The organism is Micromonospora sp. WMMD1102 (genome assembly GCF_029626265.1).
In the GTDB taxonomy this organism is placed as follows: Bacteria; Actinomycetota; Actinomycetes; order Mycobacteriales; family Micromonosporaceae; genus Plantactinospora.
In genome coordinates this window covers 931,504-957,754 of record NZ_JARUBN010000001.1, presented here as the reverse complement: position 1 = coordinate 957,754, position 26,251 = coordinate 931,504, and the positions used below count along the sequence as shown (strand labels likewise).

Here is a 26,251-nt window from a genome sequence, read left to right as displayed (position 1 = left end):
GGTCAGGCCCAGTCGTCGTCGCGGGCCGAGCGCTCACCGGGGCTCCGGCCGCCGTCGGGGCTGCGCCCGCCGTAGCGGGTACGTCCCTCGTCGGTCACGTCCTTGGCCAGCCGCCGGGTCAGGTGCAGCCCTTCGAGTACGAACTCGATTCCGGCCGCCGCCTCGGCCGGCGTGGGCGCGTCGCCGAGCCCGAGCCGGTCCAGCGCCTTGGCCAGCCCCGGCACGGTACCGACCTGCCGGAGCAGCTCGGTCGGGCCGACCAGCTCGCCGGTCTCGACCGTCGCACCGTCGGCGACCAGCGCGGTGAAGCCGGAGACGTCCAGCCCGGCCAGCCGGGCCCGGAAGGTCTCGGCGGTGGCGGTCCGGAGCAGGTGGCCGAGGATCTCGACCTCCCGGCCCTCCTCGCCGCTCTCGAACTCGACCTTGCCGCGCAGGGTGCTGGTCACCGAGACCGCGTCGCCGACCCGGGCCACCGGCTCGGTGTCCGCCGGTGCGGCCGGCTGCCCGTCCGGGCCACCGGCGCCGAGCAGCCCGGCCCGGCGCAGCGCGGCGGCCGAGACGGTCTCGGCGGCGGCGATCGCGAACCGGGCCGAGACGCCGGAGCGCGGGTCCACGGCCGGGGACTCCCGCACCGCGCGGGCGAACCGGGCCAGCACCTCGATCACGTGCTCCGGCACCGCCGCGACCAGCTCCGCCTCCTGCCGGATCAGCTCCAGCTCCAGCTCCAGGTCGAGCGGGTAGTGGGTGCGGATCTCGGCGCCGAACCGGTCCTTGAGCGGGGTGATGATCCGGCCCCGGTTGGTGTAGTCCTCCGGGTTGGCGCTCGCCACCAGCAGCAGGTCCAGCGGCAGCCGGAGCTGGTAGCCGCGTACCTGGATGTCCCGTTCCTCGAGCACGTTGAGCAGCGCCACCTGGATCCGCTCGGCCAGGTCGGGCAGCTCGTTGACCGCGAAGATGCCCCGGTTGGTCCGGGGTACCAGCCCGAAGTGGATCGTCTCCGGGTCGCCGAGCGTACGGCCCTGGGCCACCCGGATCGGGTCCACGTCGCCGATCAGGTCGCCGACGCTGGTGTCCGGGGTGGCCAGCTTCTCGCCGTACCGCATCGACCGGTGCAACCAGCCGACCGGCAGGTCGTCGCCGGCCTCCTGCACCGCTCGGCGGGACGCCGGGGTCAGCGGGTGCATCGGGTGCTCGTTCAACTCCGAACCCCGGATCACCGGGGTCCACTCGTCGAGGAGCTGGCCGAGGGCGCGGATCAGCCGGGTCTTACCCTGGCCGCGCTCGCCGAGCAGCACCATGTCGTGCCCGGCCAGCAGCGCCCGCTCCACCTCGGGCAGCACGGTCTCGTCGTAACCGACGATGCCCGGGAAGCGGGGCTGCCCGGTCCGGAGCCGGGCCAGCAGGTTGTCCCGGAGTTCCTGCTTGACGGTCCGGTACCGGTGCCCGGCGGCGCGTAGCTCGCCGAGGGTGCCGGGCAGCTCGGCCGGCGGGGTCGGTGGGACCTGGGAAGTTTCCGTCACGCACCTACGCTAGCTCTCGATCGTGTCGATCGCGGTCGCGCACGGAGCTGTCAAGATCAGCCGGTGTCGCGGACCGTTCACGAAACGGGGAGGGTCATGAGCACACCAAGCGAAACCGGGACGAAGCTCGGCATCGCGATCGGCCTCGGGGTGTCCGCCGGGGTGCTGTTCGGGCTGCTGATCGGCAACATCGGGCTGGGGATCGCGTTCGGTGTGCTGGGCGGTGTGATCGTCGGCACGTTGCTCTCCCAGCGCGACGGCGACTGACCGGGCCCCGCCGCCGGTCAGCCGCCGCAACTGGTCAGCAGTGGGGACAGGCGCCCCGGCGGCGCAGGTGGTAGCCGAGGGTGGCGGCGCCGAGGGCGATCCCCCAGACCGGCCAGAGCGCCATCGGGATCAGTGTCAGGCTGCCGCCGCCCAGTTCGGCGAGGAGTTCCGGCTGCCCGTAGAGGGCCAGCCCGGCGGCGGTGATCGCCACCGCGACCCCGGTGGCGGGGACCACGGCGAGCTTGACCGGCACCCGCCGGCCGGCCAGCCCGACCATCCAGCCCGGGAACCGCTCGCCCCAGCGCTGCACCAGCCCGAGGGTGAGCACCGCGCCGACCACCCCGAACGCGGCCAGGCCGGCGCCGGCCCAGACCAGCCCGGTCCGGTGCATCTCGCGGAGGAACCCGTCGGTGATCCCGAGCGGGATGCCGATCGCCCAGGCGAACCTGGTGACCGCGTAGAGCACCGGGATCACCGCCGCGATCCCAACGGCCCAGCGCCCCCAGCGGGCCGCCGACTTCGCCGAGGTCCAGCCCTCGCCGCCGGCCCGGCGCCCGCACGACGGGCAGGCTCCGGCGGTACGGAACTGCCAGGCGAGCACGGTCCGGGCCAGCAACAGTCCGGTGGCGACCGAGACGACCTTGTAGCCGAGCGCCAGGGTGAAGAGTTCGGCGTAGTCCACCGGCGGCCAGCCGAACGGCAGCCCGCCGATCAACATCGGGGCGTACCCGAGATAGGTGAGCACCTGCACGTCCGGCACGACGAGCAGCAGTACGGCCACCGCCAGCCAGCCGTAGCCGAGCAGCGCGAGCCGGGCCGCCCCGGGCAGGCGTACCGCGTGCGGGCCGGTCGTCGCCAGCGCGGTGACCGCCGCGCCGAGCAGCAGTACCGCGAAGATCGGCGCACCGACCTCGGCCGGTACCCGCCAGAGCAGGCTGCCGGCCCCGTCCGGGTCGGCGGTGCCGAACGGGTAGCCGCGACCGGTGACGGTCCAGACCAGCGCGAGCGACCCGAGGAGTGCGCTGCTGCCGGCGGCCAGGTAGCCGGTCCGGTGTAGGCGCCGCTCGGCGGTCCGGCGCTGGCGCCGCACGGCGGTCCCGTCCTCCGCCCGGCCGGCCTGTTCGGTGTGGACCATCGCGCCGCCTCCTCGACATCGCCGGGCCGCACCCGCTGGCCAGCCCGGATGTCCCCACCCTCCGGGCTCGCGCCCCAGCACACCTCACGTACCGGGGTGACCCGCTTCCCCCGCCGGAGGGAACGGGTTGACCTCAACCAACATTGAGGTACGACGATGGTGTCCTCCGAGCGGCGAAGGAGTGGTCGGGATGAGCACCAGTTGGGCGTACATCTACGGACAGCCCGGCGCCGATCCGGTCGCCGACCGGGTGGTGCTGGACCGGGCCGGCCAGCGCACCACGCTGGTGCCCGTACCGGACGAGTCGCTGGCCGTGTCGATCGCCCTGGAACTTGTCGAGGAGGGCGTCGGGCTGATCGAGCTGTGCGGTGGTTTCCCGGTACCGGCCGTCGCCCGGGTGATCGAGGCGGTGGCCGGTCGGGTGCCGGTCGGGCACGTCACCTTCGGCGCCGAGTCGGTGGCCGGCGCCGCCGCCTACAGCGCACAGTTCGACCCGACGTCACACGGTTGAGCCCGCCCATCTACCGACAAACGGCGGAGCTACTGTTCGTCGAACACGTCATCAAGAACCAGCCTTGCCCGGCCCGGAACTTCTTCCTCGGGAAAAATCTCCCCGCAGAGGCTGAGTACCTGCTCGGTGCTCGTCAGCCCGAGGCGCTCGACCAGGAATCGAATATCTTCGGCGTCCCGACGTCGTGCCGCGAGCACCTTCATCGCCAATAGATGCTCGGGAGACGCCGCCGCAACCCGCAGTCCGGGGTGATCGAAGACGCGTGGGGCGCCGCGCCACCAAAAACGTACAAGTCTGCAACAACCCCGCGCCGGGCCAGCCGATCTCCCAGCCGGCGAAAGGCATCCTCGATCGCAGCACGGTCCAACAGCGGATCGGCAGCGCTCACGCGACGTTCAACTCCTGGGCGGCAACGTATACGCCGCGACGTCGAAACGCGGCGGGAGCGTGCACCATCGCATCGACCCGGGCCGCTCGGGTGTTGAAGGGAAACCAGAGCCGCCGCAGCGAACGGGACTCAACCCACCGCGGCGCACCGCGTCCGTCTTTCGCCGACAGATGCTCCGCCAGGGCTGCGAGAAACACGTCCCAGCGCTCGTCTCCGGTGGGAGCCGGCTCCGATGTCAAAAGATCTCGGCGTGAGTCGACTGGTTCCCAGCGGTATTCTTCCAGGAACTCCGCCACGAGCCGCCACCGTCGCGCTTCGTCGGCCCCGGCGAGCAGTACGCCGAGGCGCTCCAGCGTCAGGGGTTCGTACGGGGAGATGCGATTCGTCACAGCTCTGACGCTAGTACAAGGACGGCGAGAACCCCGCCCGACTCCGGTGGCCAGTCGAAGCTCTGTTCCGACCCTGCCGTTGGTCGGCCGGATCAGCCCGGCCCGATCCTCCGTCGACGCGGGTTTGCTGGCCTCGAAGAGGGCGACGCAGCGCAGTTCGAAACAGCCACCCAGCCCTGAACGGCCCGCAGGGCCGCAGGCCAGCGTGCGGCGGCGTGCGGTAACTTCGGTCGCTGAGATGATCGAACTGTCCTCCGCCGTGCTGGTGCTGACCGGGGCCATGGCCGCCGGCAAGTCCACCGTGGCCCAGCGGCTCGCCGAGCGGCTGCCCCGGGCCGCGCACGTCCGGGGCGACGCCTTCCGCCGGATGATCGTCTCGGGCCGTCGGGAGTTCACCCCGGAGGAGCCGGACGAGGCCGCCGCGCAGCTCCGGCTGCGCTACCAGCTCGCCGCGGCGACCGCCGACGGCTATGCCCGGGCCGGCTTCACGGCGGTACTCCAGGATGTCGTCCTCGGACCCGTCTGGGCCGACTACCTGGACCTGGTCGCCACCCGGCCGCGCTTCGCCGTCGTGCTGGTGCCGCGCCCGGAGGTGATCCACCGCCGCGAGCAGGGCCGGACCAAGTCGGGGTACGGCGCGTGGACCGTGCAGGCGCTCGACTCGGCGGTGCGCGACGGCACGCCCCGGCTCGGTCTCTGGTTGGACAACTCCGACCAGACGCCGGACGAGACAGTGGACGAGATCCTGGCGAAGCTATCCCTCGCCCGGCTGCCCGACTGAACCGGATGGGTTGGCGGGGCCGGCGGGATCGGCGGAGCCGGACGCCTGCTCCCGCCGCCGGATGATCTCCATGCGCGGGGCGACCCAGCCCAGGAACCGGGCGTACATCCGGGCCGGGTCCGGCCCCGGCTCGGGATTGAGCAGGTAGAGGTCCCCCATCGCCGCCGCGAACGCCTCGGCCAGCCAGGTCGTCAGGCCGGCGGGGTCCCGGACGTGGTCGAGCGGTAACAGCGAGCGGGCGGCCAGGCAGGGCCACTCCACCCCGCAGGCCCGGCAGAGCCAGACCGGCCGTTGCGGCAGATGCGCCCGTTCCGGCCGTCCGTCCGCCTCCCGACCGGTACGTCGACCGCCCGGCGCAGACCCGGTCACCGCTTGCCGCCCCCTGCCCAACCGGTGTGGCGGGTTGACCAACCGGTGTGGCGGGACGGTTCGATCTTGACAGGCACCCGACGGCCGGCATGCCGAGCGCCGTTCACGCCGGTCGGGACGTTCCAGTCCCGCAACTGCCCCTGGTTCGTCGGCCGTACCCGCCCACGCACCGACGGCCTCGGCTCGGGCGGCACCGGAACGGGTGGCGGCCACGCCGGAACCTGCGGCGGGAGCAGACCGAGACACCCCCAGCGGTGCCCGCACCGGCAGTACCGCCAGAGCCGCCGCCAGTCCCGGCGGTGGATTCGCGGGGTACGTCGAAACCAGCTCACGCCCGGCACCTCCTCGTTGGGTGGAGCGGGGGCCGCCTCGGGTGGGGAAGGGAAACCGACGGCCCCCGCGCGGTTCCGCCCGTCCTTTCCAAGGCCATGGCTCCGAGCAGTTCCGCTCGTGACACTCTGCTGTGGATAGCACTACGCTGGGGAGCTTCTCGACCGGTACGAGCAGTGCGTATCCGGGCCTGTCCCGCCAGGTATGCCGCCGTCATGGAGGAGTCATAAGTGGAACTGTCTCCGATGCTCGAACACTTCGCCGAGGAGTTACGCCTCGCCCGAGCCGCCGCCGGCATGTCCCAGGCCGCGCTGGCCGAGACGATCAACTACTCCCAGCCGATGGTCGCCAAGGTGGAGGGTTGCGAGCGCCGGCCGAGCATCGACTTCGCCCGCCGCTGCGACGCGGTCTTCAACACCGACGGCCGTTTGGTACGCATCCAGAAGCGGATCAGCCGGGAGATCGTCGTGCACTACTTCCGCGAATGGGCCGGCGTGGAGCAGGAGGCGAAGGCCCTGCGGTCCTTCGAGCCGGCATACGTCCCCGGGCTGTTGCAGACGGAGGCGTACGCGCGGGCGGTTCTCTCCGGGCCGGGACTGCTCTCCGCCGAAGAGGTCGAGGAGCAGGTGACCGCGCGACTGGACCGGCAGGAGATCGTCACGCGGGCCAAGCCGCCGCTGCTCACCTTCGTGTTCGACGAATACGTGCTCCGCCGCCCCGTCGGGGACCGGGCCGTGACGCGCGAACAGTTGCTGCACCTGGTCAAGACCGGCACCGACGTGCCGCAGGTGCGGATCCACGTCGTGCCGGCCTCGGCCGGCTCCTACGCCGGGCTGGACGGTTCCTTCGTGCTTGCCACCTCACCGGCCGGCGAGACGCTCGTCTACTTCGACGGGCACCGGCACGGCCAGATGGACGACCGCGCCGAGTACGTCAACTATATGATCGACGTCTGGGAGACCGTCCGGAGCGTGGCACTGCCGCACCAGCAGTCGCTCGATCTGATCGCAGAGGTGGCGGAGACGTGGATCTGACCGGCGCCGGGTGGCGCAAGAGCACCCGCAGCAACAGCACCGGCGGCAACTGTGTCGAGGTGGCCGACAATCTGACCGGCGTCGTGGCCGTCCGGGACAGCAAGGACCCGGCTGGACCGGTGTTGGCCTTCGGGCCGGACGCGTGGCGGGCCTTCGTCAGCGAGTTGGCCGGGCGGTAGGCCGGGTGCTGTGCCGTCGACACCCGTAGATCCGCAGTCGGGTCGGTAGTCTGGCCGGGTGAGTCAGCCACCAGCCGGACCCCCACCCGCCGAGCCACCGCCCTCGGGGTCGTACCCGCCGGGGTCGTACCCGTCCGGACAGCCGCATGCCCAACCCCCGCCGCCCGGTGCCGTCCCGCCCGCTCCGGCGTACCAGACGGGAGCGCCACCGAAGCCGAACCGGCGCCCGTTGGTGATCGGGCTGGTGGCCGCGGCCGTGGTCGCCGTGCTCTGCCTCGGCGTCGGCTGCGTCGGCGTGGCGGTCTTCTACCTGCAGGACGGCAAGTTCGACGGCGGCAGCAGCAGCGACACCCCGCCGGGGCCGGGCACCACGTCGGCACAGTGCGCGGGCACGGTCATCCAACCGCACGCCCAGACGAAGTCGGTCGGGCTGCCCGACTTCGACGGGGCGCCGGTTTCCGGCACCGCCACGATGCGGATGAGCACCAACCTCGGCCAGATCGAGATCAGCATGGACCGGTCGCGCACCCCGTGCACCGTCGCCAGCTTCCAGCACCTCGCCGACCGGAAGTTCTTCGACGGCAGCAGTTGCCACCGCCTCGTCACCGAGGGCATCTTCGTGCTCCAGTGCGGCGACCCGAGCAGCACCGGGATGGGCGGCCCCGACTACCGGTTCACCGATGAGAACCTGGGCGGCGCACAGTACGGCCGGGGCGTGGTGGCGATGGCGAACACCGGCGAGCCGGGCAGCAACGGCAGCCAGTTCTTCATCATCTTCCGGGACAGCTCGACCGGGCTCCAGCCGCTCTACACCCCGTTCGGCACCGTCACCACCGGGCTCGACGTGGTGGACCGGGTGGCCGCCGGGGGCCACGACAACTCCATCTCGGCCGGTGGCGGGAAGCCGAACCAGGAGATCACCATCCAGACCCTCTCGGTGGGCTGACCCACCGCCCGGGTCACCGACCCGACGAAGCAGCCCGCCCCCGCTGCCTGACCAGCGGAGGCGGGCTGCTTGCTCCGACAACTCTGTCGGCCGTCAGCGGACATTCAGCGGTACCCAGTGCCAGCCGTCGGTGGAGCCGTAGCTGACGTCACCGTCGCCCCGGGCGTAGAGCCAGCCGTCCGGGGTACGCCGCACCGGGCTGAAGATCCTGGGCAGGCCGGGAAGTTCGACCGGTCGGTAGTCCGGTGCACCCGGCCGGGCGGCCCAGAACCGGTACGTGCTCGTCGGGCCGGCCCGGCCAGTGGACGCCTGGTAGACGACGTGACTGCCGTCCGGGGTGACGAACGACCCGGAGTCGGCGCCCTCGTACGGGATGCTGTCCGCCGCGTCGCGTCGCTGCCAGCCCCCGACCGTGGTGTACCGGTAGACCGCCCGATGCCGCCCGTCCGTCAGCATCGCGTGGTCGACCCCGCCGGGACCGGTGGCCACCTGCACCATCGGACAGTTGTCCGCACCGCACACCGACGACTCGGTGAAGGTGTGGCTGGACCAGTTCCGGCCGCCGTCCGTACTCGTCACGATCGCCGGCCGGGAGGACTCCCGGTCGTAGCCGGAGACCCGGAGCCGGCCGTCGCCCTGCTCGATCACCTGGCGGTCGACGAGTGTCGACGGCGGCTGGACGGCCAGCGGCGAGATCCGGTTGGCGACCGGGTCGAAGGCGTACACCCGGCACGGCTCGGTCCCGGGAATCCGCTCCGACGAGCCCGCGCCCGCTGTACCGGCCTCGGGCCGGCAGACGGCGTGGCTGCCCGGTGCCACCGCCGGCACCGCCGGACCGGTGCCGGTGGCCCGCCAGCTCCGCCCGCCGTCCCGGCTGGCCAACAGCGTCCACGCCCCGGCCCCCGACGACTCCGGCGGCCGGTCCACCAGCAGCAGCCCCGGGCCGAACACCTGCATCCCGATGAACCACCCGGGGTTACCCCGCTCGGTCCAGGTCCGGCCGCCGTCGTCCGTGCCGACCAGTTGCCAGGTGGTCTTGCACGGGCCGCCCTGCGCGCAGGTCGACAACCCGAGGTAGACGTGCCGGGGATCGGCGGCCCAGATCGACTGGGTCGTCCCCTGGTGCGGAAGTCGACCGGGTTGCCCGGCGGTACCGGGCGCCGCCGCCCGCTCGGGCGGGGCCGGCGCGGTGCCGGGCACCGCCACCAGTGCGGCGGTGGCGGCCACCACCGCGGTCACCCCGAACGCGGTACCGGCGATCGCGGCGCGTCGGCGGCGCAGCCGGCGCCGGCCCGCCGCGTACACCTCGTCGGCGAGCAACCGGGTCGGTGGCGGTGCCGGGGCCGCGTCCTCGAAGAGTTCCCGCAGCTCGGTCATGTCCTCTGGTGCTCCTCTCCTCCGCCCGGTCATCTCCTGCCCTCCGCCGGCACCGGGACCAGCCTCTCCGGCGGTACGGCGTCGCCGAGCAGCCGGCGCAGCGTGGCGAGTCCCCGGGCGGTCTGGCTCTTCACCGTCCCCTCCGAGCAACCCAGCACGGCAGCCGTCTCGGCGACGTCGAGCTGGTGGTAGTAGCGGCAGACCAGCGTCACCCGCTGCCGGGGCGGCACCTCCCGCAGCGCGCGGGCGAAGACCACCCGTCGGGTGGCGCGCTCCGCGTCGTCGTCCGGCCCGGCCAGCTCGGGCGGCTCGGCGACCGTCCGCTCGCGGCGCCGCCACACCCGCCTGGTCTCCGCCAGGTACGACCGGACCAGGCAGGTACGCAGGAACGCGTCCAACGCCTGCGGGTCGCGTACCCGGTGCCACGCCGACGCCAGCCGGATGAACGCGGCCTGGGCCAGGTCGTCGGCCCAGTGCCAGTCCCCGCACATCAGGTACGCGGACCGCCGCACCATGTCCCGCCGCGCCGCGAAGTACTCGCTGAACTCGCGCCGATCCTCGTCGTCGCCTCGCATCCCGCTCCTCTCACCGGTTAGGTGCGCGGCGGGACCGGAACGGGTTGCCCGGGACACCGGGAAAAACCCGCCGGGTTCTCAGCCTCTCGGCGACGGCACCACGAAACCCGCCTCGTACGCGGCGATCACCGCCTGGGTGCGGTCCCGGGCACCGAGCTTGGCCAGTACGTTGCCGACGTGCGTCTTGACGGTCTCGACACCGAGCACGAGTTCGGCGGCGATCTCGGCGTTGGACAGGCCGGTGGCCATCAGCCGCAGCACCTCCGCCTCCCGTTCGGTGAGCCGGGCCCGGTCGAGCCGGTCGCCGGCCGGACCGGGGGCGTGTGCCGCGACGAGCCGGCGCAGTGCCGCCGGGAAGAGCAGCGACTCCCCCTTGGCGACCATCCGGATCGCATCGACGATTTCGGTCGGGCGGGCCCGCTTGAGCAGGAAGCCGTGTGCGCCGGCCCGGAGCGCCTGGTAGACGTACTCGTCGTTCTCGAACGTGGTGACCACCAGGATCCGGGGTGGTTCGGCCGAGGTGGCGAGCAGGTGCCGGGTGGCCTGGATGCCGTCGATCGCCGGCATCCGGACGTCCATCAGCACCACGTCGGGGCGGAGCTTGGCGACCAGCGGCGGCACCTCGGCCCCGTCGGCGGCCTCGCCGACGACGGTCAGGTCCGGCTGCGCGTCGACGATGGCCCGCAGGCCGACCCGGATCAGTTCCTCGTCGTCCACGACCAGCACCGTGACGGTCACGTCCGCTCCAATCCGCGCCGCTCCGGCGCCTCCCGCTGGTCAGCCGGCATGCTGCTGCCGGTGGTGGGCAGCCAGACCGCCACCCGCCAGGCACCGTCCTCGGGTCCGGCGCTGACCCGGCCGCCGAGCAGGACGACCCGTTCCCGGATGCCGGCCAGCCCTCGCCCCCGCCGCCCGGACCGGTCCGGTGCCGGTGCGGAGGGTTCGCCGGCCGCGTCGACCGGCCGCCCGATCGGGTTGACCAGCTCGATCTCCAGGGTGTCGGCGCGGGCCGCGACGCGCAGCCGCACCGGGCGGCGGCCGGCGTGCCGGGCGGCGTTCGTCAGTCCTTCCTGGACGATCCGGTAGCCCTCCCGGGACACCGCCGCCGGCACCGCCCCGAGGTCGCCGGCCAGCTCGGCGCTGACCGCGAGGCCGGTCGCCCGGGTGTCGGCCACCAGCCGGTCCAGCTCATGCAGGGTACGCTGCGGCGCCCGGGACGCCCGCGCGGCGCCGTCGGCCTCGTCCGCCGGGCCGGCCGGTCCGGTCTCGTCCTGCCGGAGCAGCCCGAGTACGTGGTCCAGGTCGGCCATCGCCGACCGGCCGGTCTCCTCGATCGCCCGCAGCGCCCGCCGGACGAACTCTCGGTCGGTCTCCAGCAGTTCCCCGGCGGCCGCCGCCTGGAGGGTGGCGACGGTGAGCGCGTGTCCGACCGAGTCGTGCAGTTCCCGGGCCAGCCGGTTGCGTTCGGCGAGCCGGGCGGCCTGCTGCTCGAGCGCGGCGATCCGCTCGGTCTGGGAGGGGCCGAGCAGTACCGGTGCCATCAGCCTGGCCAGCGCGCCGAGCCCGGCGACCGCGTAGCCGAGCAGCACCAGCACGCCCAGTCCGACCAGGCTGAGCCAGCCCCGGTGCCAGTCGGCGAGCGGGCCGATCCGCGCTCCGTCGAGGGCCTCGGCGCCGATGCCGAGCTGGACGAAGAGGAAGACCAGCGCCATCGGCAGCGTGGCGATCAGCGCGAACCCGACCAGGCCGCCGGAGACCAGGTGGACGCCGATCCAGAGGGCGCTGCGCAGCCGGGTCTCCCGGTCGATCCGCCCGTCGGCGACCGGCTCGGCCAGCTCGGCGTCGAGCAGGGTACGCGCGGCGGCGATCTCCAGCGCCCGGGTGCCGCGCAGGAACAGCGGTACGGCGGCGATCGTCGCGGCGACCGCGAGCAGCAGCAGTACCGCCGGACGGGGCACCTCGGCGCTGCGCAGCATCTCGGCGAAAACCGTGCCCAGCAGCAGGTACGGCAGCAGCAGGACTCCGCCGAGCAGCAGGAAGACTCCTCGGCGGTAGGTGGCGCCACTGGTCAGCGGTGCCAGGGCGGCCCGGAGTGTCACCCGGCCATTCTCTCCCGGGCAGCCGGGTCGGCTCCGCCCCGGTCCACGCCCTCGGCCACTTCTCGGGCACGCCTCGGCCACTCCTCGGGCCCGATAGGCGCGGAAGATCCGATTTTGCGGGCTACTAGCGAAAGTATCGCGATAAAGGACAGAATTCCCCGCATGGCTGTCGGAGAGTTCCAGACGCAGGTCGTCCGGCGTGCCCGGGGGATCAGCGCCGCCCTCAGCACGCCGCCGTACGTGAAACCGGGCCACTTCTACTCGCCGGCCACCTCGCCGACGGACCGGAGCACCGCGGTCGGCTGGCGCGAGCTGTCTCCGGTCGGTGTGGACCTGCGGGAGGCGGAACAGCTCCGGCTCGCCACCCGGCTCGGTCCGCTGATGGGCGACCTGCCCAGCGACCGCTGGCACGACCACAACGGCATGTACGGCCGCGCCGACGCCGCCGTGCTGCACGCGATGCTCCGGCATCACCGGCCGGCCCGGCTGATCGAGGTCGGCTCCGGCTACTCCACGGCGGTCGCCCTCGACGTCGCCGACCGCTACCTGCCGGAGCTGCGGATCACCTGCGTCGAGCCGCATCCGGAGCGGCTGCGGTCCCGGCTGCGCCCGGGTGACCGGGTCGACCTGGTGCAGCGCCGGGTGCAGGACGTCGACCGGTCCAGCTTCGCCCGGCTGGACTCCGGGGACATCCTGCTGATCGACTCCACGCACGTGGCCAAGGCCGGCTCCGACGTGGTCTGGCTGCTGCTGCACGTACTGCCCACGCTGCGTCCCGGGGTGATCGTGCACATCCACGACATCCACTGGCCGTTCGAGTATCCGGAGCGGTGGCTCCGGGAGGGCCGGGACTGGACCGAGGTCTACCTGCTCCGGGCGTTCCTCACCGACAACGCGGCCTGGCAGGTGCTGCTCTTCACCTCGTGGCTCTGGTCGTGCCACCCGGAGGTGCTGCCGCCCGACCTGCGGGGCCTGCCCACCGGGGCGTTCTGGATGCGCCGCGCCGCCGGCGCTGGCTGACCGGGTCGAGCGCGCTGCCGTTCGACTCCGCCGGTGCGAACGCGGTCGGCCGGCGGCGACGTCACCAGACCAGGTCGCGGTGTGTCTCGGTCGCCTCGACCGGGAGGATCGGCCGGGGACAGCGCGGCGGGTGTGACCGGGGCTGCCACTCGCGCGGATAGCCGAGCGACACCTCCTCGAAGCGGACCCCGTCGAACCAGTTGACCCGGGGGATGTGCAGGTGCCCGTAGACCACCGCCGCCGCCCGGTGGCGCAGGTGCCAGTCGGCGGTGTGCACGGTGCCGCACCACTGGGCGAAGACCGGATAGCGCAGGATCGAGGTGACCTCGCGGACCAGCGGGAAGTGGTTGACCAGCACCGTCCGGGTGTCGGGGGCGAGGTCGGCCAGCCGGCTCTCGGTGTGCGCCAGCCTGGCCGCGCACCACTCCTCCCGGCTGGAATACGGGTCGGGGTGCAGGAAGTACTCGTCGGTGCAGACGACCCCGGCCTGCTCGGCCAGCGCCAGGCCCTCCTCCTTGTTCCGCGCGCCGTCGGGCCGGAAGGTGTAGTCGTAGAGCAGGAAGAGCGGCACCACCGTCACCGGCCCGTCGGCACCGGTCCACACCGGGTACGGGTCCTCCGGGGTGACCACCCCGAGCCGCCGGCACATCTCGACGAGCAGCTCGTACCGGGCGACTCCGCGCAACCGGACGGAGTCCTGCCGGGGTGTCCACAGCTCGTGGTTGCCGGGCACCCACACCACGGTGCTGAACCGCTCCTTGAGCAGCCGCAGCGCCCAGTAGATGTCCTCCACCCGGTCGGCGACGTCACCGGCGACCAGCAGCCAGTCCTCGTCCGAGTTCGGCACGAAGCTCTCGACCAGCTTGCGGTTCTCGGCGTATCCGACGTGCAGGTCGCTGACGGCCAGCAGGTCGCCGCCGGGACGGGAGGTGGCCATCGGGCGATCCTAGCGGCCGGGCGGCCGGCGGCGACGTGCGCGGGCCCGACCTCGGCCAGTCCGGCCGGACCGGGCAGCCGCCGCGTCGACGCAGGTCGCCCGGCAGGGGACGCTCGCTGCGCTCGCGGCTCAGGGCTCGACCCAGCCGTGCGACCGGGCCAGCCCGGTCATCTGTTGCCGGACGACGGCGATCTGGGCGCCGGTGAGCGACGGCACCTTCTCGATCAGCAGTTCGGTGACCTCGGCACTGAACTCGGCCCCGGAGAGTACGTCGCACAGCTCCTCGTCCCCGGCGGTGCGGCCGGGTGCGTCCTGACCGCCGGCCGGTCGACGATCCGGATCGCGGCCGCCTTCAGCCCCCGCTCGCCGTGCTCGACCTCGTATTCCAGGCGCATGCCCGGCTGGATCAGGTGTTTCTCCTCGCCGAAGTCGTTGGCGTGCACGAAGACGTCCTCGCCACCGCTGTCCGGGGCGATGAACCCGTAACCGCGTACCTCGTCGAACCTGAGCAACTTCCCGGACGCCACGCCCAAACCCCCGCCAACCTCGCCCTGACGAACACCGGCACACCGGGCCACACCCCGCCGGCACCGCCCGCAGGAGCGCGGGGAGCGGCCCTGGCCACACCCTAGTGAGCGGACCGGCCGGCGGGCAGCCCCGTCCCGGCCGCGGGTAGAACAGCTAGGCGGTGATCGCTCTCGCCCAGGGTACGAGCAGCCGCTCGACCGCCACCACCAGATAGAACAGTGCCGCGCCCATCAGCGCCAGCAGGGTCAGCGCGGCGAACGCCAGCGGGGTGTCGGCGGAGTTGCCGGAGCTGACGATGACCGCCCCGAGTCCCCGGTCGGGGTTGACCACCTCCCCGATGATCGCGCCGATGATCGCCAGCGAGATCGCCACCTTCAATCCGACGAAGATCTGCGGCAGCGCCCAGGCGAGTCGTACCTTCAGGAAGGTCTGCCACCACGAGGCGGAGAGCGAGTGCACCAGCTCGCGCAGGTCGCTGGGGGTCGAGGTGAGCCCGGCCATCGTGGAGACCACGATCGGGAAGAAGCAGACCAGGATCACCATGACGATCTTGGGCTCCGGGCCGAATCCCATCCAGACCAGCAGCAGCGGCGCGAGCGCCACCTTGGGTACGGCGTTGACCGCCGCCATCAGCGGCATGGTCATCCGCTCGACCGTCCGGGAGACCGCCAGCAGCAGCGCGACCAGCAGCCCGGTGCTGGCGGCGATGCCGAACCCGACGACCGTCTCCAGCAGGGTCACCCAGCTCTCCGCGAGCAGGTAGCCGGGCAGCCGGAGGAAGGCGTCGACCACGTCCGGCGGTGCCGGCAGGAAGAACGACGAGATGTCGAAGAGTTCGGCGGTCAGCCACCAGATGCCGACCGCGAGCACGGCGCCCAGCAGGGGCAGTCCGGCATCGGACCAGAGTCGGTGCGGGCGGCTGTTCGTCGACGTACCGGTCATCACGGCCTCCTGGGGGGTGTGGCGGCGACGGCACGGGGCGGGAGGCGACGACGGCGGAGAAACAGTCAGCCGGCCCCGGACCGGGACGGCGGTCGAGGCGACCGCCGTCCCGAGGGTCCCGGCCGGTCAGGACTTCGGCACGAACCCGAAGTCGACGACCTTCTCCGGGGTCAGTCCGCCGGGGATCAGGCCGGCGCCCTGCATCACGGCGATGGTCCGCATCACCCGCTGCTCGTCCATGAAGCCGACCGGCGCACCGCCGACCGGTGCCACGTACGGCGTCATCGCCTTGATCTCGCCGACCCCGGACGGCACCGCGTAGCTCGGCTCCGCCCTGTTGAGGATCTGCGCCGCCTCCTCGGGGTGCTCGATCGAGTACTGCAGGCCCTTCAGCAGGGCACCGGTGAACCGGCGGACCAGGTCCGGGTTCTTCTCGATCAGGCCCGGAGTGGTGATGACCGCGTTGCCGAACAGGTCCCGCAGGTAGTCGCTGTACGGCAGTACCACCACCTCCTTCTTCGACGCGGCTCCCAGGGCCGTGCGGCTGAGCAGGAAGGTGCCGAGCGCGTCGACCTGCCGGGACGCCATCAACCCGTTCAGCGCGGTCGCCTGCGCCGGCTGGATCTTCACCTTGCCCGCGTCGATGCCGGCCAGCCGGGCGTACGCCGGGAAGAGCAGTTCGGTGACCGAGCCCTTGCCGGTCGCCATGGTCTTGCCCTCGAGGTCCTTCGGGGTGCTGATGTTGGTGTCCTTGGTGGTCATCACCGCGACCAGCGTCTGCTGGTGTACGGCGGCGACCGCCCGCCAGTCGGTGAACTCGCCCTTGCCGGCCTGGATCACCGCACCGGTGAAGTCCAGGGCGGCGAACTGCACCTTGTTGGACTTCAGCGCCGTCAGGTTCGGGACGTTGCCCGCGCCCTTCTGGATGTCCACCTCGATGCCGGCCTCGGCGAAGTAGCCCTTCTCCTTGGCCACCCAGGCGAAGGCGTCCCGGCCGACCGCGCCGAAGGCGGTGATGTATCCGACCTTGTCGGGGTTCTTCTTGGACGCCTCGGCCTCCGACCCGGAGTCGCCGCCGCACCCGCTGGTGACCGCCAGTGCCGCCGACAGTAATGCCGCGGCCAGCAGGCGTGAACGTCTGGTCATGTGTGCCTCCCGCTTGTGGATGGGCCCGAGGGCGGGCGACCGACGCCTCCCACGCGGACAGCGCGCCGCGACCCCTCGGCACGTGTCCGGTCCGCCGGCCCTCGTTCGGTCGAGAATCGTAAATGAGTGATGTCCGAAATGTCATCGACAAGATCCGGTCAAGATTCTGGCAAGAAGCCGCGCAGTCGTTTCCGTTCGCCGGATATCAGCAGCTCAGGACGGTTGACATCCGACATCCACAGCCGTACGCCTGTCTGCAATATTGTTGATAATCTGGAGACAATGTTGCGGTCAGCCGTACCGAGCTGGGAGGTGACGGGGTGCCGGGCCCGGACGACCCGACCGGCACCGGCCGCGCCGGGCCGGCGTACCGCCCGGTCGGGAGGCGCGCTCCGGCTAAGGTCCCACGCGTGCATATCCCCGTCGACAGGGTGGACCTCGCGGACCCGACGCACCAGTCTTCCCGGCCCGATCGATTCCGTCGCGACCGTCAACGAAATCGCCCGGATGTTGACCGACGGTGGACATCGGACAGATTTCGGCCCGGATCCGTCCGGCCCGGCGGGCTGCGGTGACCACATCATGACCGAATCCACGGACCGGCCGACGAACCCGGCCCGCGGCCGCACCCGGGTCGTCCGGCAGGCACCGCCGAGCGGCCGGCCGCCGGGCGACGACCCGGCATCGGCCTCCACCGTGGCGGCCACGACCGGCGGCCGGCGGGTCCCCGCGCGCTCCGCCGACGAGGCGTACGACCAGCTCCGGCAGGAGATCTACCGGGGCGACCTGATGCCCAACGAGCGGCTGATCGAGATCGAGCTGGCGACCCGGCTACAGGTCAGCCGGGCGGTGGTCCGGACCGTACTGGTCCGGCTCGGTCAGGACGGGCTGGTCGTGCTCACCCCGAACCGGGGCGCACACGTGCGGCTGGTGACCGAGGAGGAGGCGGTGGAGATCCTCCAGGTGCGGGCCGTACTGGAGGCGCTCACCGCACGGCAGGCGGCCCGCAACGCCACCGCCCGGGAGATCGCCGGAATCCGCCGGCAGCTCGCCCGGATGGCCCGGAAACTCGACGCCGACGACCTGCTCGGCTACTCGGAGGGGAACGCCGCGCTGCACGCCGCGATCATCGCGGCGGCCCGACACGAGACCGCGTCCCGGCTGATCACCGGGCTGCGGGCCCAGCTCGTGCGGTTCCAGTACCGCACCATCCTGGTGCCCGGCCGGCCGGCCCGGTCCCTGGCGGAGCACACCGCGATCGTCGAGGCGATCGCCGCCCGGGACCCGGACGCCGCCGAGGCGGCGATGCGGCACCATCTCGGGTACGTCGAGTCCACTCTGGCCAGAACCGCGACGGCGATCCGCCGCCGGAGCGGCCGGCCCGATCCCACCCGTCCGGGCTGACCGGCCGCCGGTCCGCCCCGCCCACCCCTCAGGGAGCGTCCTTGTCCGAGCACCCCGTCCCGTCCGCCCGCGCCCGTGCCCTGGTCACCGGGGCGTACGACACCCACGTGCACGTCGCCCCCGACGTGATGCGGCGGCGCGTCGACGACCTCGACCTGGCCGCCCGGTTCGCCGACGTCGGGCTCGCCGGCTTCGTGCTCAAGTCGCACTACGTGCCGACCGCCGAACGGGCGGCGGTGGTCCGCAAGGTCCACCCCGGGGTCGACGTGCTCGGCGCGGTCACCCTGAACGGCTCGGTGGGCGGGATGAACCCGGCGGCGGTCGAGATCGCCGGCCGGCAGGGCGCCCGGGTGGTCTGGATGCCGACCGTCGACTCCGGCAACCAGCGCCGCAGCAGCGCCACCGACCTGCCCGGAGCCAAGCCGGCGATGTGGGGGGCGCTACAGGCCGACCTGCACGCCCAGGGCATCGTGCCGGACGTGGTGGAGGTGGTCGACCCGGACGGACAGGTGCTGGACCGGGTCCGCCAGGTGCTCCGGGTGATCGCCCGACACGACCTGGTGCTCGCCACCGGACACCTCTCCGGCCCGGAGATCCTGGCCGTGGTCCGGGCCGCCGCCGAGCAGGGGGTACGCCGGATCGTCGTCACCCACCCCGAGTTCACCTCGCAACGGCTGCCCGCCGCCCAGCAGCGCGAACTCGCCGAGGCGGGCGCGCTGCTGGAACGCTGCTTCACCACGCCGTACACCGGGAAGGTCGGCTGGCCGGAGCTGTTCGCGAACATCCGGGCCGTCGGGGTCGCGCACTCGGTCCTCTCCAGCGACCTCGGGCAGCCGTTCAACCCGCCGGTCGAGGACGGGCTCGCGCTCTTCGCCGACCGGCTGCTGGAGGCCGGCTTCTCCGAGCGGGACGTCCGGACGATGGCGGTGGAGAACTCGCGCCGGCTGGCGACGGTGTCACCCGAGCGGGTGCCGGCCTGACCGGCGACGAGCGGGCACGGCTCAGGCGCCGGCCGCGACCTCGACGACGGGTTCGTGGCGTACCGGGAAGTTGACCGAGCTGGCGATGAAGCAGAGCCGGTGCGCCTGCTCGTGCAGCTCGGTGGCCCGGCGCACCATGTCGGCTCCGGCCACGGTCACCCGGGGCCGGAGCACGACCTCGGTGAACGCGCCGCCGCCGTCCCCGCTCTCGACCATCGTGCCGACCGCCTCGTCGACGTACCCGGTGACCACCACCCGGCCCCGGGCGCAGAGGCTCAGGTAGGACAGCATGTGGCACTGGGCCAGCGCGGCGACCAACAGCTGCTCCGGGTTCCACCGGGCCGGGTCGCCCCGGAACGTCGGGTCGGCGGAGCCGAGCAGCGGTGCCGGGCCGTCGGCGCTGACCCGGTGGTCCCGGCCGTAGTCGCGGTAGTTGACCGTGCCCGCCTCGCCGGCCCCGGTCCAGGTGACGGTCAACTCGTAGTCGTGACTCCTCGGCACTGGCTTCCTCCTGGGCGCCACATGTTCCTCGGCGGCGTCTGCTGCTGGATCGGTCGAGCCCTGCCCGCCCGACGGTCGCCACGGGGCCTGTACCGAGGATAGTTGCCGATCGGCCCCAGCGGGCCCGCACCTCGGGCCGTCGGTCAATACACTGATTGTGCCGAATGCGTCGACGATCGCTTTCTTTCCACGCTCGATCGGTCGGCAAGACGGAATTTCGAGAGGTCGGCATAGTTCGGAAGTGCGCACATGCACGCCCTGTCGCAAATTTGTCATGCGGATGGGCCCCCCAGAACTGTGGTGTCGATCGATAGAGTTGATAACCATGCCGGTGCTCACGCTGACCCGTGTGCCACGCGGCCTGCTCACCCACTCTCTCGGCGCCGTGCTCGCGATGGTGGCGCTGTCGTCCGGCTGCGCGGGCGGCACTGATTCCACGCCATCGGCCAACCGCGACGCGACCACGGTGCGCTGCCTCTCCCTCCGCTATCGCGCCGAACTCGTCGACGCCGCTGTCGCCCTCGGCCTGGCGCAGCGGGGCAGCAGTCCCGACACCCTCGTCGTCCGCGGGGAGACGCTCTCCCTGGAGCAGTGGCGGCAGCGGTATTCCACCGACTTCAACCGCGGCTGCGCCGCCCTCGTCGTCGCCACCGGCGGACTTCCCGCCCCAACCGGAGCGGGTGCCGGCGGTGGTGGCGGCAGCCCGGATCCGGTCGCATTGGCCTTTCTCGCCGCCCTGCTGTCGCTGCTGGCCGGCCTGGTGACCGCGGTGTTCGGCGGCTTCGTCACCAGTCTGCTGACCTCGGCCGGCCAACGCCGGCTGCACGCCGACAGCCTCCGCCGGGCCGGGCGCGACCTGGCGGAGGCCGCCGCCCGTTACCTCGACTCCTGGCTCGGCGACGGCTCCCGGGAACCCGCCGAAGCACTGCTGGAGCGCCGTCGCGCCGTGCTTGCTCTGCTGCACCAGCAGCAGCTGACCAATCCGCGCTGGGACGGGCTGCGAGCAGCCCGAGCCGAGTTCGACGCGGCGCCGTTCGACCGCCCCGAGATGCTGGACACCTTCTGGCTCGATCCGGATGTCGACAGGGCGGAGTTCGCGCAGCGAATCGACGAGCAGGTACACCGGATGACGGCGGTGACGTACTGGGTCGCGGACGGGCTCGATCATCCGATCCGGTTCCGGTGGCGGACCGGTAATCGGCTGCCCTCCCCGGCAAAGCTGGCGTCGGGTGTGCCGGACCTGCGGGCGCGGTCCGCCGAGGGGCGGGGCCCGGGATGACCAACCCGTTCGACATTCCCGAAGCGCCTCCGGGGTTCAACCAGCCGCTCTGCCCGTGGCGTACCCCGGAACACGCCGGCCTCTACGCCGACGTTGACTCGTCGCTCGCCCAACTGGACCGGTTCGCCACCGCGATCGAAGACTGGGACCTGCGTAGGCAGGGCAAACTCGTGCTGGTGACGGGTGAGAGCGGCTGTGGGAAGACCTCGGTGGTCAACCATTGCGCCGACGTCCTGGACCGGAGGATGAACGGTCGGCCGGATCCCGGGCGCCCGCCGGAGCTGGTGATCGACCTCGCCCGCCATCGGTACAGCCGGCGGATGAACGACGACCAGGTCGCCCGGGTCCGTGAGGTCTGCGAGCAGGTGATCATCAAGCTCGGCGACGTGCTCGCGTTCCCGCCGAACTTCCCGACCGACGCCAAGGCTTGGCGGATCGTCTATCCACAGCTCTCCAAGGTGCTCGGCCGGTACAGCCGGATCCTGGTGGTGTTGCTGCCGAGCACCGATGCGGCGAAAGACCTCGACGAATACGCCTACCTTGCCGGGGAGTGCGCAAGGATCGTGTTCTTCAGCGAAAGCTCCGAACGGGACGAGGTCGATGCCTCCCTGGACGCTCTGAACGAAACGGAGCGGCGAGGCATCGTCCGGTTACGGGTGCAGGCAGTGGAGCCGTCACTCGCCGGACAGCACGCGATGCAGCTGATCCGGCACCGGGTCGACGACCCCGAGGCGTGGGTCAATCCGGAAGACGTGATGGAGGCCTTCGGCTATCTCGCCGGAGGGTCGCCGACGATGTCGGTGGGACGGATGAATGTCATCTTCCGCCGGTTGTGGGACGACTGGCAGGGACGGCGGTCCGAGGGACCCGTGCCGAAAGCCGACATCTACAAGAGCATGCTGGGCGAGCCGTCCGGCGGCTTCGAGAAGCGCGGGACGGCCAGCCAGGAGGAAGGGCCATGAGCAGACCTACCGGGGCAACCGCCCCGCAGAATCCCTTCTCGGCCCTGGCCATCGCCCGGACCGACGAGGGTTCCGGAGACTTCGTCACCGTGGAGACCCCCGCGGTCCGGGTCGCCGTACGGCTTCTGGACGACTATCTGGCGCCGGCCCCGGAGGAGTCGACCCGCCGGCAGTCCAGGGAGGGCAACCTCGTCGCGATCGTCGGCGACCACGGCACCGGCAAGACGCACCTCGCGATGCACCTGGTGCACCGGGCCACCGCCGCCGCACCGCCGCTGGTCGTGCACCCGTTCTATCTGGAAGCGTCGTCGAACACCTTCGAGACGCTATACCGGGGCTTCGTGGAGAAGCTCCAGCAGGAGGACGTGCTGGAGACTGTCCGCGACTACTACGCCGACGTGGTCGCCCGCGACCTCGAACTCGGCGGCGACGTACCCGGCTCGCAGTTCACCCGGGACACCATCGCCGGCCTGCGCGGCCGGGAACTCGACCCGGCCAGTGTGGTACGCGGCCTCGGCCTGACCGACAGCCGGCTGGCCCGTCAGCTACGCCAGGAGCTCGTCACGGTCACCCGCAAGCAGCAGTTCGGCGTCGCACTGACCCTGCTGCTACGTCGCCACGAGTTCGCCCAGGAGGCGTGGACCTGGCTCACCGGCGGGCCGCCGTCACCGGCCTTGATCGAGCGGGGCATCACCAGTGCGATCAGCGGCGAGCAGATGGCCCTGGAGGCAATGGGGGTCTTCGCCTACTTCTACGGCCGCAGATACCATCGCTTCCTCCTGGTCATCGACGAGCTGGACCGGATAGCCGAGGTGCACCGCAACGCCGACCGGAGCGCCACGGCGGCGTTCCGGAAGATGTTCGAGGTCTTCGAGGGGGCAGGCGCCTTCCTGGTGATCGCCGGTGTTCCGGACCTGCTCGACACGCTGGGCACGAACGTCCGGCAGCGGATCGGCCACGTCGTCACGATGTCCGCCCTGGACGGCGCTGCCGTGCGCCGGCTCATCGAGCGGACCAACTACCAGCACTTCGGCGTCTCGCAACTGGCGCCGTTCGCGCCGGCCACGCCCGAATTGATGGCCAAACTCGCGGACGGCACCGCCCGCCAGGTGATCCGACTCTGCTACCAGTCGTTCCGCAGGCACAACGAGGAGCAGGCCGCAGCCATCACCGAGGCGACGGTCACCGCCGTCGCCCGGGAGCAGTTCGACTTTCCGAGCCTGGAAAGCGCGCGCACAGACGTACGTCGAGTGCTCAACCGACACGGCCTGAGCTACATCCGCCAGCACTGGGTGGGTGCGGCCACGGAGCCCATCGACTTCTGGGTCACCGTCGGATCCCGGGAGGCCGGCTGCGCCATCCTGATGTCCCGGTCGCTGATCAGCCCGGACGACCTCCGGGCGGTGGAGCAGCAGGTCAGGGCGATCCGGTCGGAGCTGCCCGGCAGCGAAACGCTCCTGGTGATCGACGGGTACGTGCACGTCGACCTCCGGGACCAGATCCGGGCCACGATCGACTCCGAGCCGCTGGAGTTCATCCGTTACTCGTTCGAGGACGACTTCGCGGCCCGGGTCAAGGCGGCGCTCGGCCGGATCGAGGGCGGCCAGGCCGGTACCGCCTCGGATCGCATGCTGGAACGTCTGGTCTGGCTCAACCAGCAGCAGTCGTACGCGCAGGGATTCGCCGAACGCCTGGTGAGCCGGATGGAGGAGACCCGGGCCGCGCTCGAGGAACAGCTGAACACCATCCGCACCGAGCTGCGCGCCGGTCCCGCCCCGACCGGCGAGGGCGGCCGGCCGTCAGCGATGCCCAGCGCGGTCGCGCAGCTCTTCGAGCATGCCCTGGCTCGGCTCTCCGGGGCAGTGCTGTCCCTGGACGACCTCTTCAACCCCGGGGTGAGCCCGTACGACCTGGTCGACCGCCGGACAATGGTCCGCGCCGCCCTCCGCCGCGATGAACTGTACGCCGCGGTGGGCGTGGCTAGCCTGCTACGCGGCCTGGTCGAGGCGTTCCGGGACGGCGTCGAGGCGTGGTTCGACCTCCGCACGCCCTTCGGATCGGGACAGGTACGACTGAAGCCGGCCGAGGAGGACAAGCTGATCCAGCTCTGCCACACCTACGAGGCGGTCTACGAGAACCTGCCGGTGTCCCGTCTGGAGGAGTTGCCGGCAGTGCCCGACGACGGCAGCGTCTACGACGACGTCGACCAGGTGTCCTGGGCTACCCGTCGAAGTGGCGTGCGGGAGACGTTCGACGATCTCGGGCGGGCGGTGCGCCAAGCAGTCCTTCAGGCGACGCATCCGCCACCGCGGGACTGACCACGGCCTCGACCGGATCGGGCAGGGGTCCCGGCCGCGCCGGCCGAGGCAGTTCCCACCAGGCGTTGGCACCGAAGTGCAACAGGTTGATCAGCAGGATCGCCGGCGCCACGATGGCGACCGTGCCGGGCAGCGCCGGCTCCAGGACCAGCGCCAGGATGATCGCGGTGATCCCGTTCTGCTGGCCCAGTGCGAGATATACCCGGTCGGCCCGGGTGAGTTTGGCCGGCAACACCGCGGCGGCGACCATCTGGGCCGCGAACGCGAACCCGGCGAGCAGGGCCCCGCTCACCAGGTCGATCCCGGGCACCAGGAGTAGGCCGAGGGCGAAGGCGGCGGCGAGCAGCGCACCGCTGGTCACCCAGCGCAGCACCGCCTCGATCCGCGGACGGAAGAAGAGACCGGCCAGCGCCACTCCCAGCATCAGCACGAGGTGCACGGCGGCAGCGAGCATCGCCGCCAGCACTGCGAGGTTGGTGCCGAGCCATACCCACTCGGCCGGACCCCGCCACCTGGGCCGGAGCCAGCGTGCAGTCGCCCGGCTGGCAGCGACCAGCAGCAGCCAGACCACGAGCGCACCAAGGGCGAAGCCGAGATTGGCGAGAATTCCGCCCGCGTACGAGATCGGGCTCGGGGCGGCATCGTCCAGTGCGATGCCGGCGGTGCCGAGCAACCATCCCGACGCGTAGACGGTGAGCAGGGTCGTGATCGGATCGTCGAACGACGACCATGCGTAGAGCAGGGTCCTGGCCTGCTCAGACATGCCGGGCCGACGGCCTAGCGCGGCCACCGCGAGCGGGTCGATCTGTGCCACGACCAGGCCGAGTACTGCGTACTCCGGACCGATCAGGTGGTACGCGGCCAGACCGATCAGTGCTGCCTTGAGCAGTACGCCGACGGTGACCGCGAAGACGATCGCGCTGAGGTTGCGGCGTGCCTCGGGCAGCGAGATGCCGGAGGCACTGGCGAACAGGCCGATCGCGAGCAGCACCAGCACGACGACCTGATATGTCGGCGAGCGATCAAGCCCATCCGCACCGACGAGCGCGGCGGTGGCCCAGCCGGAGAAAGCGGCGCCGAGAATGGCACCGAGCCAGACGAGCGCGGCCACCGGGCATCACCTTCCCTCCAATCCAGGCGCCACGCCGCGCACACCGGCGGATCACGATCGTGCCGGGCCCGCCGTCCCCATGGTAAATCGCCGGGCGGCCGGACAATACGTCAAGGCCCGGCAGGCTTTCTCGGTGTCTTCCCGCCGTTGCCGAACTATCGTCCTGAGGTCTCCGCCGCGGAGAGTTCGCGGAGCCGATCAAGCAGCCGGTGGATCTCGGCATCGGCCCGGCTCACCTTGCGCTGCTTCAACGTGACACCGAGCAGGAATTCGGCGATGCCGAGCCGGTGGTAGAAGAGCGCCCCCTCCAGGACGTCGAAGACCACCCGGTGCAACGGGCCACCCGCGGCCACGAAGGCGACCCGACTCAGCTCGGCGACTCGCGAGCCGAGTTCCCCGCCGAAGTCGTAGTAGAAGCGCCGCTGCCGACCCACGTCCGTCGGTGCGAGCAGTTCCTCGAGGTCCGGATGATCGAAGACGTCGACGGCGAATTCGAACCGACCTTTCCGGAAGTACGCCAGGTAATGCAGATCGTCCGGCGACAATGCGGCCCGGCAGACGGCGACGCGGGAGCCGGTCCTCTCGCCGAAAACCGCTACCAGGTCGTCCGGAACCCGGACAGACGGGCTCGGGTCGGTGTCGTCGAACCCGCCCGGATCCTCGGCGGTCAGGTTCATCAGGTCCCGGATCTCCCGGACAAGATCCGCCATGGCCCGGTCGCCGGCATCCACCACGGCACCGCCGGGTGCCGCCGGACTGACCGCCGGCCCCGGCTCCGGCCCGGAGCTGCCGGAGAGCCCGAGCAGCGCGCCGATCAGGTAGGTGCCCGACTTGAGCCGGTCGCAGATGAGCGCCCCTCGTGCGCCCTGCAGGACGAGCCGGATCAACGGTCCCGTACGCGCACCCAGCAAGCGGCGCTCCAACTGGGTCGCCTTGAGGCTCACCTGTTCGTCGGTCCGGTGCGCGGTGCGCCGCTTCTGTGCCAGCGACAGCTCCGGGTAGACGTGCTTGAGCGCGTCGTCACCCAGCGCGTCCAGCGAGAAATCGAGCTGTCCGTCGGTGCACTGTGCGATGTGGTGCAGCGGTCCGGTGCCGCCGACCCGCACAGCGCAGCGCTCGCGCCGCTCGTGGAACCCCGTCCCGATCCGAGGTGCGAGGTATTCGAACGGACCTGCCGGCTCCGGTGGCCGGACCGGACCAGGAGACTCCGCTGGACGAGTCAT

The 26,251-nt window shown here is 71.8% G+C and carries 28 protein-coding genes; 12 read left to right on the top strand and 16 right to left on the bottom strand.

Translation table 11 applies throughout. The annotated features are described in order from the left end of the window. Window positions 1–2: 2 nt before the first annotated feature. Window positions 3–1,520 carry a sigma 54-interacting transcriptional regulator gene (locus O7626_RS04425; RefSeq protein ID WP_278059502.1) on the bottom strand — a complete coding sequence of 506 codons (1,518 nt, stop codon included), beginning with the start codon at window positions 1,518–1,520 and terminating at the stop codon, window positions 3–5. A gap of 96 nt (window positions 1,521–1,616) precedes the next feature. Between O7626_RS04425 and O7626_RS04420 the strand changes: the two genes are divergently transcribed. Beyond that, window positions 1,617–1,787 (top strand): hypothetical protein, encoded by a 171-nt coding sequence (locus O7626_RS04420; RefSeq protein WP_278059501.1) that lies wholly within the window; start codon window positions 1,617–1,619, stop codon window positions 1,785–1,787. 34 nt (window positions 1,788–1,821) lie between these two features. On the opposite strand, the gene O7626_RS04415 is transcribed toward O7626_RS04420, so the two are convergent. Next, window positions 1,822–2,922 (bottom strand): hypothetical protein, encoded by a 1,101-nt coding sequence (locus tag O7626_RS04415; protein ID WP_278059500.1) that lies wholly within the window; start codon window positions 2,920–2,922, stop codon window positions 1,822–1,824. Window positions 2,923–3,112: 190 nt separating this feature from the next. Here O7626_RS04415 and O7626_RS04410 point away from each other — a divergent pair, with 190 nt between their 5' ends. Then, window positions 3,113–3,433, top strand: a complete 321-nt coding sequence (locus O7626_RS04410) for a DUF6506 family protein (RefSeq protein ID WP_278059499.1) — start codon at window positions 3,113–3,115, stop codon at window positions 3,431–3,433. Between the two features lie 29 nt (window positions 3,434–3,462). Here O7626_RS04410 and O7626_RS04405 read toward each other — a convergent pair whose 3' ends face one another. After that, window positions 3,463–3,636: a hypothetical protein gene (locus O7626_RS04405; protein ID WP_278059498.1), complete on the bottom strand. Its 174-nt coding sequence runs from the start codon at window positions 3,634–3,636 to the stop codon at window positions 3,463–3,465. A 181-nt stretch (window positions 3,637–3,817) separates the two neighbouring features. Next, window positions 3,818–4,210 (bottom strand): hypothetical protein, encoded by a 393-nt coding sequence (locus O7626_RS04400; protein WP_278059497.1) that lies wholly within the window; start codon window positions 4,208–4,210, stop codon window positions 3,818–3,820. Window positions 4,211–4,448: 238 nt separating this feature from the next. Between O7626_RS04400 and O7626_RS04395 the strand changes: the two genes are divergently transcribed. Beyond that, window positions 4,449–4,991: an AAA family ATPase gene (locus tag O7626_RS04395; RefSeq protein ID WP_278059495.1), complete on the top strand. Its 543-nt coding sequence runs from the start codon at window positions 4,449–4,451 to the stop codon at window positions 4,989–4,991. Here the strand turns inward: O7626_RS04395 and O7626_RS04390 are convergent. Then, window positions 4,965–5,360 carry a hypothetical protein gene (locus O7626_RS04390; protein ID WP_278059493.1) on the bottom strand — a complete coding sequence of 132 codons (396 nt, stop codon included), beginning with the start codon at window positions 5,358–5,360 and terminating at the stop codon, window positions 4,965–4,967. The genes O7626_RS04395 and O7626_RS04390 overlap by 27 nt on opposite strands. Window positions 5,361–5,920: 560 nt before the next feature. On the opposite strand from O7626_RS04390, the gene O7626_RS04385 reads away from it, so the two are divergent. From O7626_RS04385 to O7626_RS04375, 3 genes are read left to right on the top strand one after another with little or no spacing between them, the layout of a single operon-like run. After that, on the top strand, window positions 5,921–6,724 hold the full coding sequence (locus O7626_RS04385; RefSeq protein WP_278059491.1) for a helix-turn-helix transcriptional regulator: 804 nt from the start codon (window positions 5,921–5,923) through the stop codon (window positions 6,722–6,724). Continuing rightward, window positions 6,715–6,903 (top strand): DUF397 domain-containing protein, encoded by a 189-nt coding sequence (locus O7626_RS04380; RefSeq protein ID WP_278059489.1) that lies wholly within the window; start codon window positions 6,715–6,717, stop codon window positions 6,901–6,903. Before O7626_RS04385 ends, O7626_RS04380 begins: the two co-directional genes overlap by 10 nt. 58 nt (window positions 6,904–6,961) lie before the next feature. Next, window positions 6,962–7,849: a peptidylprolyl isomerase gene (locus O7626_RS04375; RefSeq protein WP_278059488.1), complete on the top strand. Its 888-nt coding sequence runs from the start codon at window positions 6,962–6,964 to the stop codon at window positions 7,847–7,849. A gap of 93 nt (window positions 7,850–7,942) precedes the next feature. Here the strand turns inward: O7626_RS04375 and O7626_RS04370 are convergent, their stop codons facing one another. The 4 genes from O7626_RS04370 to O7626_RS04355 all read right to left on the bottom strand — a co-directional run bounded on the left by O7626_RS04370 (window position 7,943) and on the right by O7626_RS04355 (window position 11,900). Continuing rightward, complete coding sequence (locus O7626_RS04370; RefSeq protein WP_278059486.1) at window positions 7,943–9,226, bottom strand: hypothetical protein; 1,284 nt, start codon at window positions 9,224–9,226, stop codon at window positions 7,943–7,945. Between the two features lie 29 nt (window positions 9,227–9,255). Then, the gene (locus O7626_RS04365) at window positions 9,256–9,801 is read right to left on the bottom strand and encodes a SigE family RNA polymerase sigma factor (protein ID WP_278059484.1); all 546 of its coding nucleotides are present in this window, start codon (window positions 9,799–9,801) and stop codon (window positions 9,256–9,258) included. A 78-nt stretch (window positions 9,802–9,879) separates the two neighbouring features. Further along, complete coding sequence (locus O7626_RS04360) at window positions 9,880–10,539, bottom strand: response regulator transcription factor (protein WP_278059482.1); 660 nt, start codon at window positions 10,537–10,539, stop codon at window positions 9,880–9,882. After that, entirely contained in the window at window positions 10,536–11,900 is a 1,365-nt protein-coding gene (locus O7626_RS04355) for a histidine kinase (protein ID WP_278059480.1), read from the bottom strand. The genes O7626_RS04360 and O7626_RS04355 overlap by 4 nt, the downstream gene beginning before the upstream one ends. A gap of 162 nt (window positions 11,901–12,062) precedes the next feature. Between O7626_RS04355 and O7626_RS04350 the strand changes: the two genes are divergently transcribed. Beyond that, window positions 12,063–12,920: a class I SAM-dependent methyltransferase gene (locus tag O7626_RS04350; protein WP_278059478.1), complete on the top strand. Its 858-nt coding sequence runs from the start codon at window positions 12,063–12,065 to the stop codon at window positions 12,918–12,920. Between the two features lie 61 nt (window positions 12,921–12,981). Here O7626_RS04350 and O7626_RS04345 read toward each other — a convergent pair whose 3' ends face one another. The 4 genes from O7626_RS04345 to O7626_RS04330 form a co-directional block, all read right to left on the bottom strand. Further along, window positions 12,982–13,857 carry a metallophosphoesterase gene (locus O7626_RS04345; protein WP_278059476.1) on the bottom strand — a complete coding sequence of 292 codons (876 nt, stop codon included), beginning with the start codon at window positions 13,855–13,857 and terminating at the stop codon, window positions 12,982–12,984. 224 nt (window positions 13,858–14,081) lie between these two features. Next, window positions 14,082–14,384: a cold shock domain-containing protein gene (locus O7626_RS04340; RefSeq protein WP_278059474.1), complete on the bottom strand. Its 303-nt coding sequence runs from the start codon at window positions 14,382–14,384 to the stop codon at window positions 14,082–14,084. A gap of 154 nt (window positions 14,385–14,538) precedes the next feature. Then, window positions 14,539–15,327: an ABC transporter permease gene (locus O7626_RS04335; RefSeq protein ID WP_278059472.1), complete on the bottom strand. Its 789-nt coding sequence runs from the start codon at window positions 15,325–15,327 to the stop codon at window positions 14,539–14,541. A gap of 126 nt (window positions 15,328–15,453) precedes the next feature. Then, a complete protein-coding gene (locus tag O7626_RS04330; protein WP_278059470.1) occupies window positions 15,454–16,473 on the bottom strand; it encodes an ABC transporter substrate-binding protein in 1,020 nt (339 codons plus the stop codon). Window positions 16,474–17,055: 582 nt separating this feature from the next. Here O7626_RS04330 and O7626_RS04325 point away from each other — a divergent pair. Further along, window positions 17,056–17,877, top strand: coding sequence for a GntR family transcriptional regulator (locus tag O7626_RS04325; RefSeq protein ID WP_278059468.1), 822 nt, complete (start codon window positions 17,056–17,058; stop codon window positions 17,875–17,877). Window positions 17,878–17,918: 41 nt separating this feature from the next. Beyond that, window positions 17,919–18,857 (top strand): DUF6282 family protein, encoded by a 939-nt coding sequence (locus O7626_RS04320; RefSeq protein ID WP_278059466.1) that lies wholly within the window; start codon window positions 17,919–17,921, stop codon window positions 18,855–18,857. Window positions 18,858–18,878: 21 nt separating this feature from the next. On the opposite strand, the gene O7626_RS04315 is transcribed toward O7626_RS04320, so the two are convergent. Further along, a complete protein-coding gene (locus tag O7626_RS04315; protein WP_278059464.1) occupies window positions 18,879–19,358 on the bottom strand; it encodes an OsmC family protein in 480 nt (159 codons plus the stop codon). Window positions 19,359–19,683: 325 nt separating this feature from the next. On the opposite strand from O7626_RS04315, the gene O7626_RS04310 reads away from it, so the two are divergent. From O7626_RS04310 to O7626_RS04300, 3 genes are read left to right on the top strand one after another with little or no spacing between them, the layout of a single operon-like run. Next, a complete protein-coding gene (locus O7626_RS04310) occupies window positions 19,684–20,637 on the top strand; it encodes a hypothetical protein (RefSeq protein ID WP_278059462.1) in 954 nt (317 codons plus the stop codon). Next, window positions 20,634–21,599, top strand: a complete 966-nt coding sequence (locus O7626_RS04305; protein ID WP_278059460.1) for an ATP-binding protein — start codon at window positions 20,634–20,636, stop codon at window positions 21,597–21,599. The genes O7626_RS04310 and O7626_RS04305 overlap by 4 nt, the downstream gene beginning before the upstream one ends. Next, complete coding sequence (locus tag O7626_RS04300; protein ID WP_278059458.1) at window positions 21,596–23,917, top strand: hypothetical protein; 2,322 nt, start codon at window positions 21,596–21,598, stop codon at window positions 23,915–23,917. Before O7626_RS04305 ends, O7626_RS04300 begins: the two co-directional genes overlap by 4 nt. Here the strand turns inward: O7626_RS04300 and O7626_RS04295 are convergent. Together O7626_RS04295 and O7626_RS04290 are read right to left on the bottom strand one after the other, a co-directional pair. Next, window positions 23,820–25,028, bottom strand: a complete 1,209-nt coding sequence (locus O7626_RS04295) for a cation:proton antiporter (protein WP_278059456.1) — start codon at window positions 25,026–25,028, stop codon at window positions 23,820–23,822. The genes O7626_RS04300 and O7626_RS04295 overlap by 98 nt on opposite strands. Window positions 25,029–25,183: 155 nt before the next feature. Beyond that, a complete protein-coding gene (locus O7626_RS04290) occupies window positions 25,184–26,251 on the bottom strand; it encodes a hypothetical protein (protein ID WP_278059454.1) in 1,068 nt (355 codons plus the stop codon).

Excerpts from the sequence above, each read along its gene's own strand:
- O7626_RS04420 (WP_278059501.1), top strand. The coding sequence starts at position 1,617 with ATGAGCACACCAAGCGAAACCGGGACGAAGCTCGGCATCGCGATCGGC.
- O7626_RS04415 (WP_278059500.1), bottom strand. The coding sequence starts at position 2,922 with ATGGTCCACACCGAACAGGCCGGCCGGGCGGAGGACGGGACCGCCGTG.
- O7626_RS04410 (WP_278059499.1), top strand. The coding sequence starts at position 3,113 with ATGAGCACCAGTTGGGCGTACATCTACGGACAGCCCGGCGCCGATCCG.
- O7626_RS04405 (WP_278059498.1), bottom strand. The coding sequence starts at position 3,636 with ATGAAGGTGCTCGCGGCACGACGTCGGGACGCCGAAGATATTCGATTC.
- O7626_RS04395 (WP_278059495.1), top strand. The coding sequence starts at position 4,449 with ATGATCGAACTGTCCTCCGCCGTGCTGGTGCTGACCGGGGCCATGGCC.
- O7626_RS04370 (WP_278059486.1), bottom strand. The coding sequence starts at position 9,226 with ATGACCGAGCTGCGGGAACTCTTCGAGGACGCGGCCCCGGCACCGCCA.
- O7626_RS04365 (WP_278059484.1), bottom strand. The coding sequence starts at position 9,801 with ATGCGAGGCGACGACGAGGATCGGCGCGAGTTCAGCGAGTACTTCGCG.
- O7626_RS04350 (WP_278059478.1), top strand. The coding sequence starts at position 12,063 with ATGGCTGTCGGAGAGTTCCAGACGCAGGTCGTCCGGCGTGCCCGGGGG.
- O7626_RS04345 (WP_278059476.1), bottom strand. The coding sequence starts at position 13,857 with ATGGCCACCTCCCGTCCCGGCGGCGACCTGCTGGCCGTCAGCGACCTG.
- O7626_RS04335 (WP_278059472.1), bottom strand. The coding sequence starts at position 15,327 with ATGACCGGTACGTCGACGAACAGCCGCCCGCACCGACTCTGGTCCGAT.
- O7626_RS04330 (WP_278059470.1), bottom strand. The coding sequence starts at position 16,473 with ATGACCAGACGTTCACGCCTGCTGGCCGCGGCATTACTGTCGGCGGCA.
- O7626_RS04325 (WP_278059468.1), top strand. The coding sequence starts at position 17,056 with ATGACCGAATCCACGGACCGGCCGACGAACCCGGCCCGCGGCCGCACC.
- O7626_RS04310 (WP_278059462.1), top strand. The coding sequence starts at position 19,684 with ATGCCGGTGCTCACGCTGACCCGTGTGCCACGCGGCCTGCTCACCCAC.
- O7626_RS04305 (WP_278059460.1), top strand. The coding sequence starts at position 20,634 with ATGACCAACCCGTTCGACATTCCCGAAGCGCCTCCGGGGTTCAACCAG.
- O7626_RS04300 (WP_278059458.1), top strand. The coding sequence starts at position 21,596 with ATGAGCAGACCTACCGGGGCAACCGCCCCGCAGAATCCCTTCTCGGCC.
- O7626_RS04290 (WP_278059454.1), bottom strand. The coding sequence starts at position 26,251 with ATGACTCGTCCAGCGGAGTCTCCTGGTCCGGTCCGGCCACCGGAGCCG.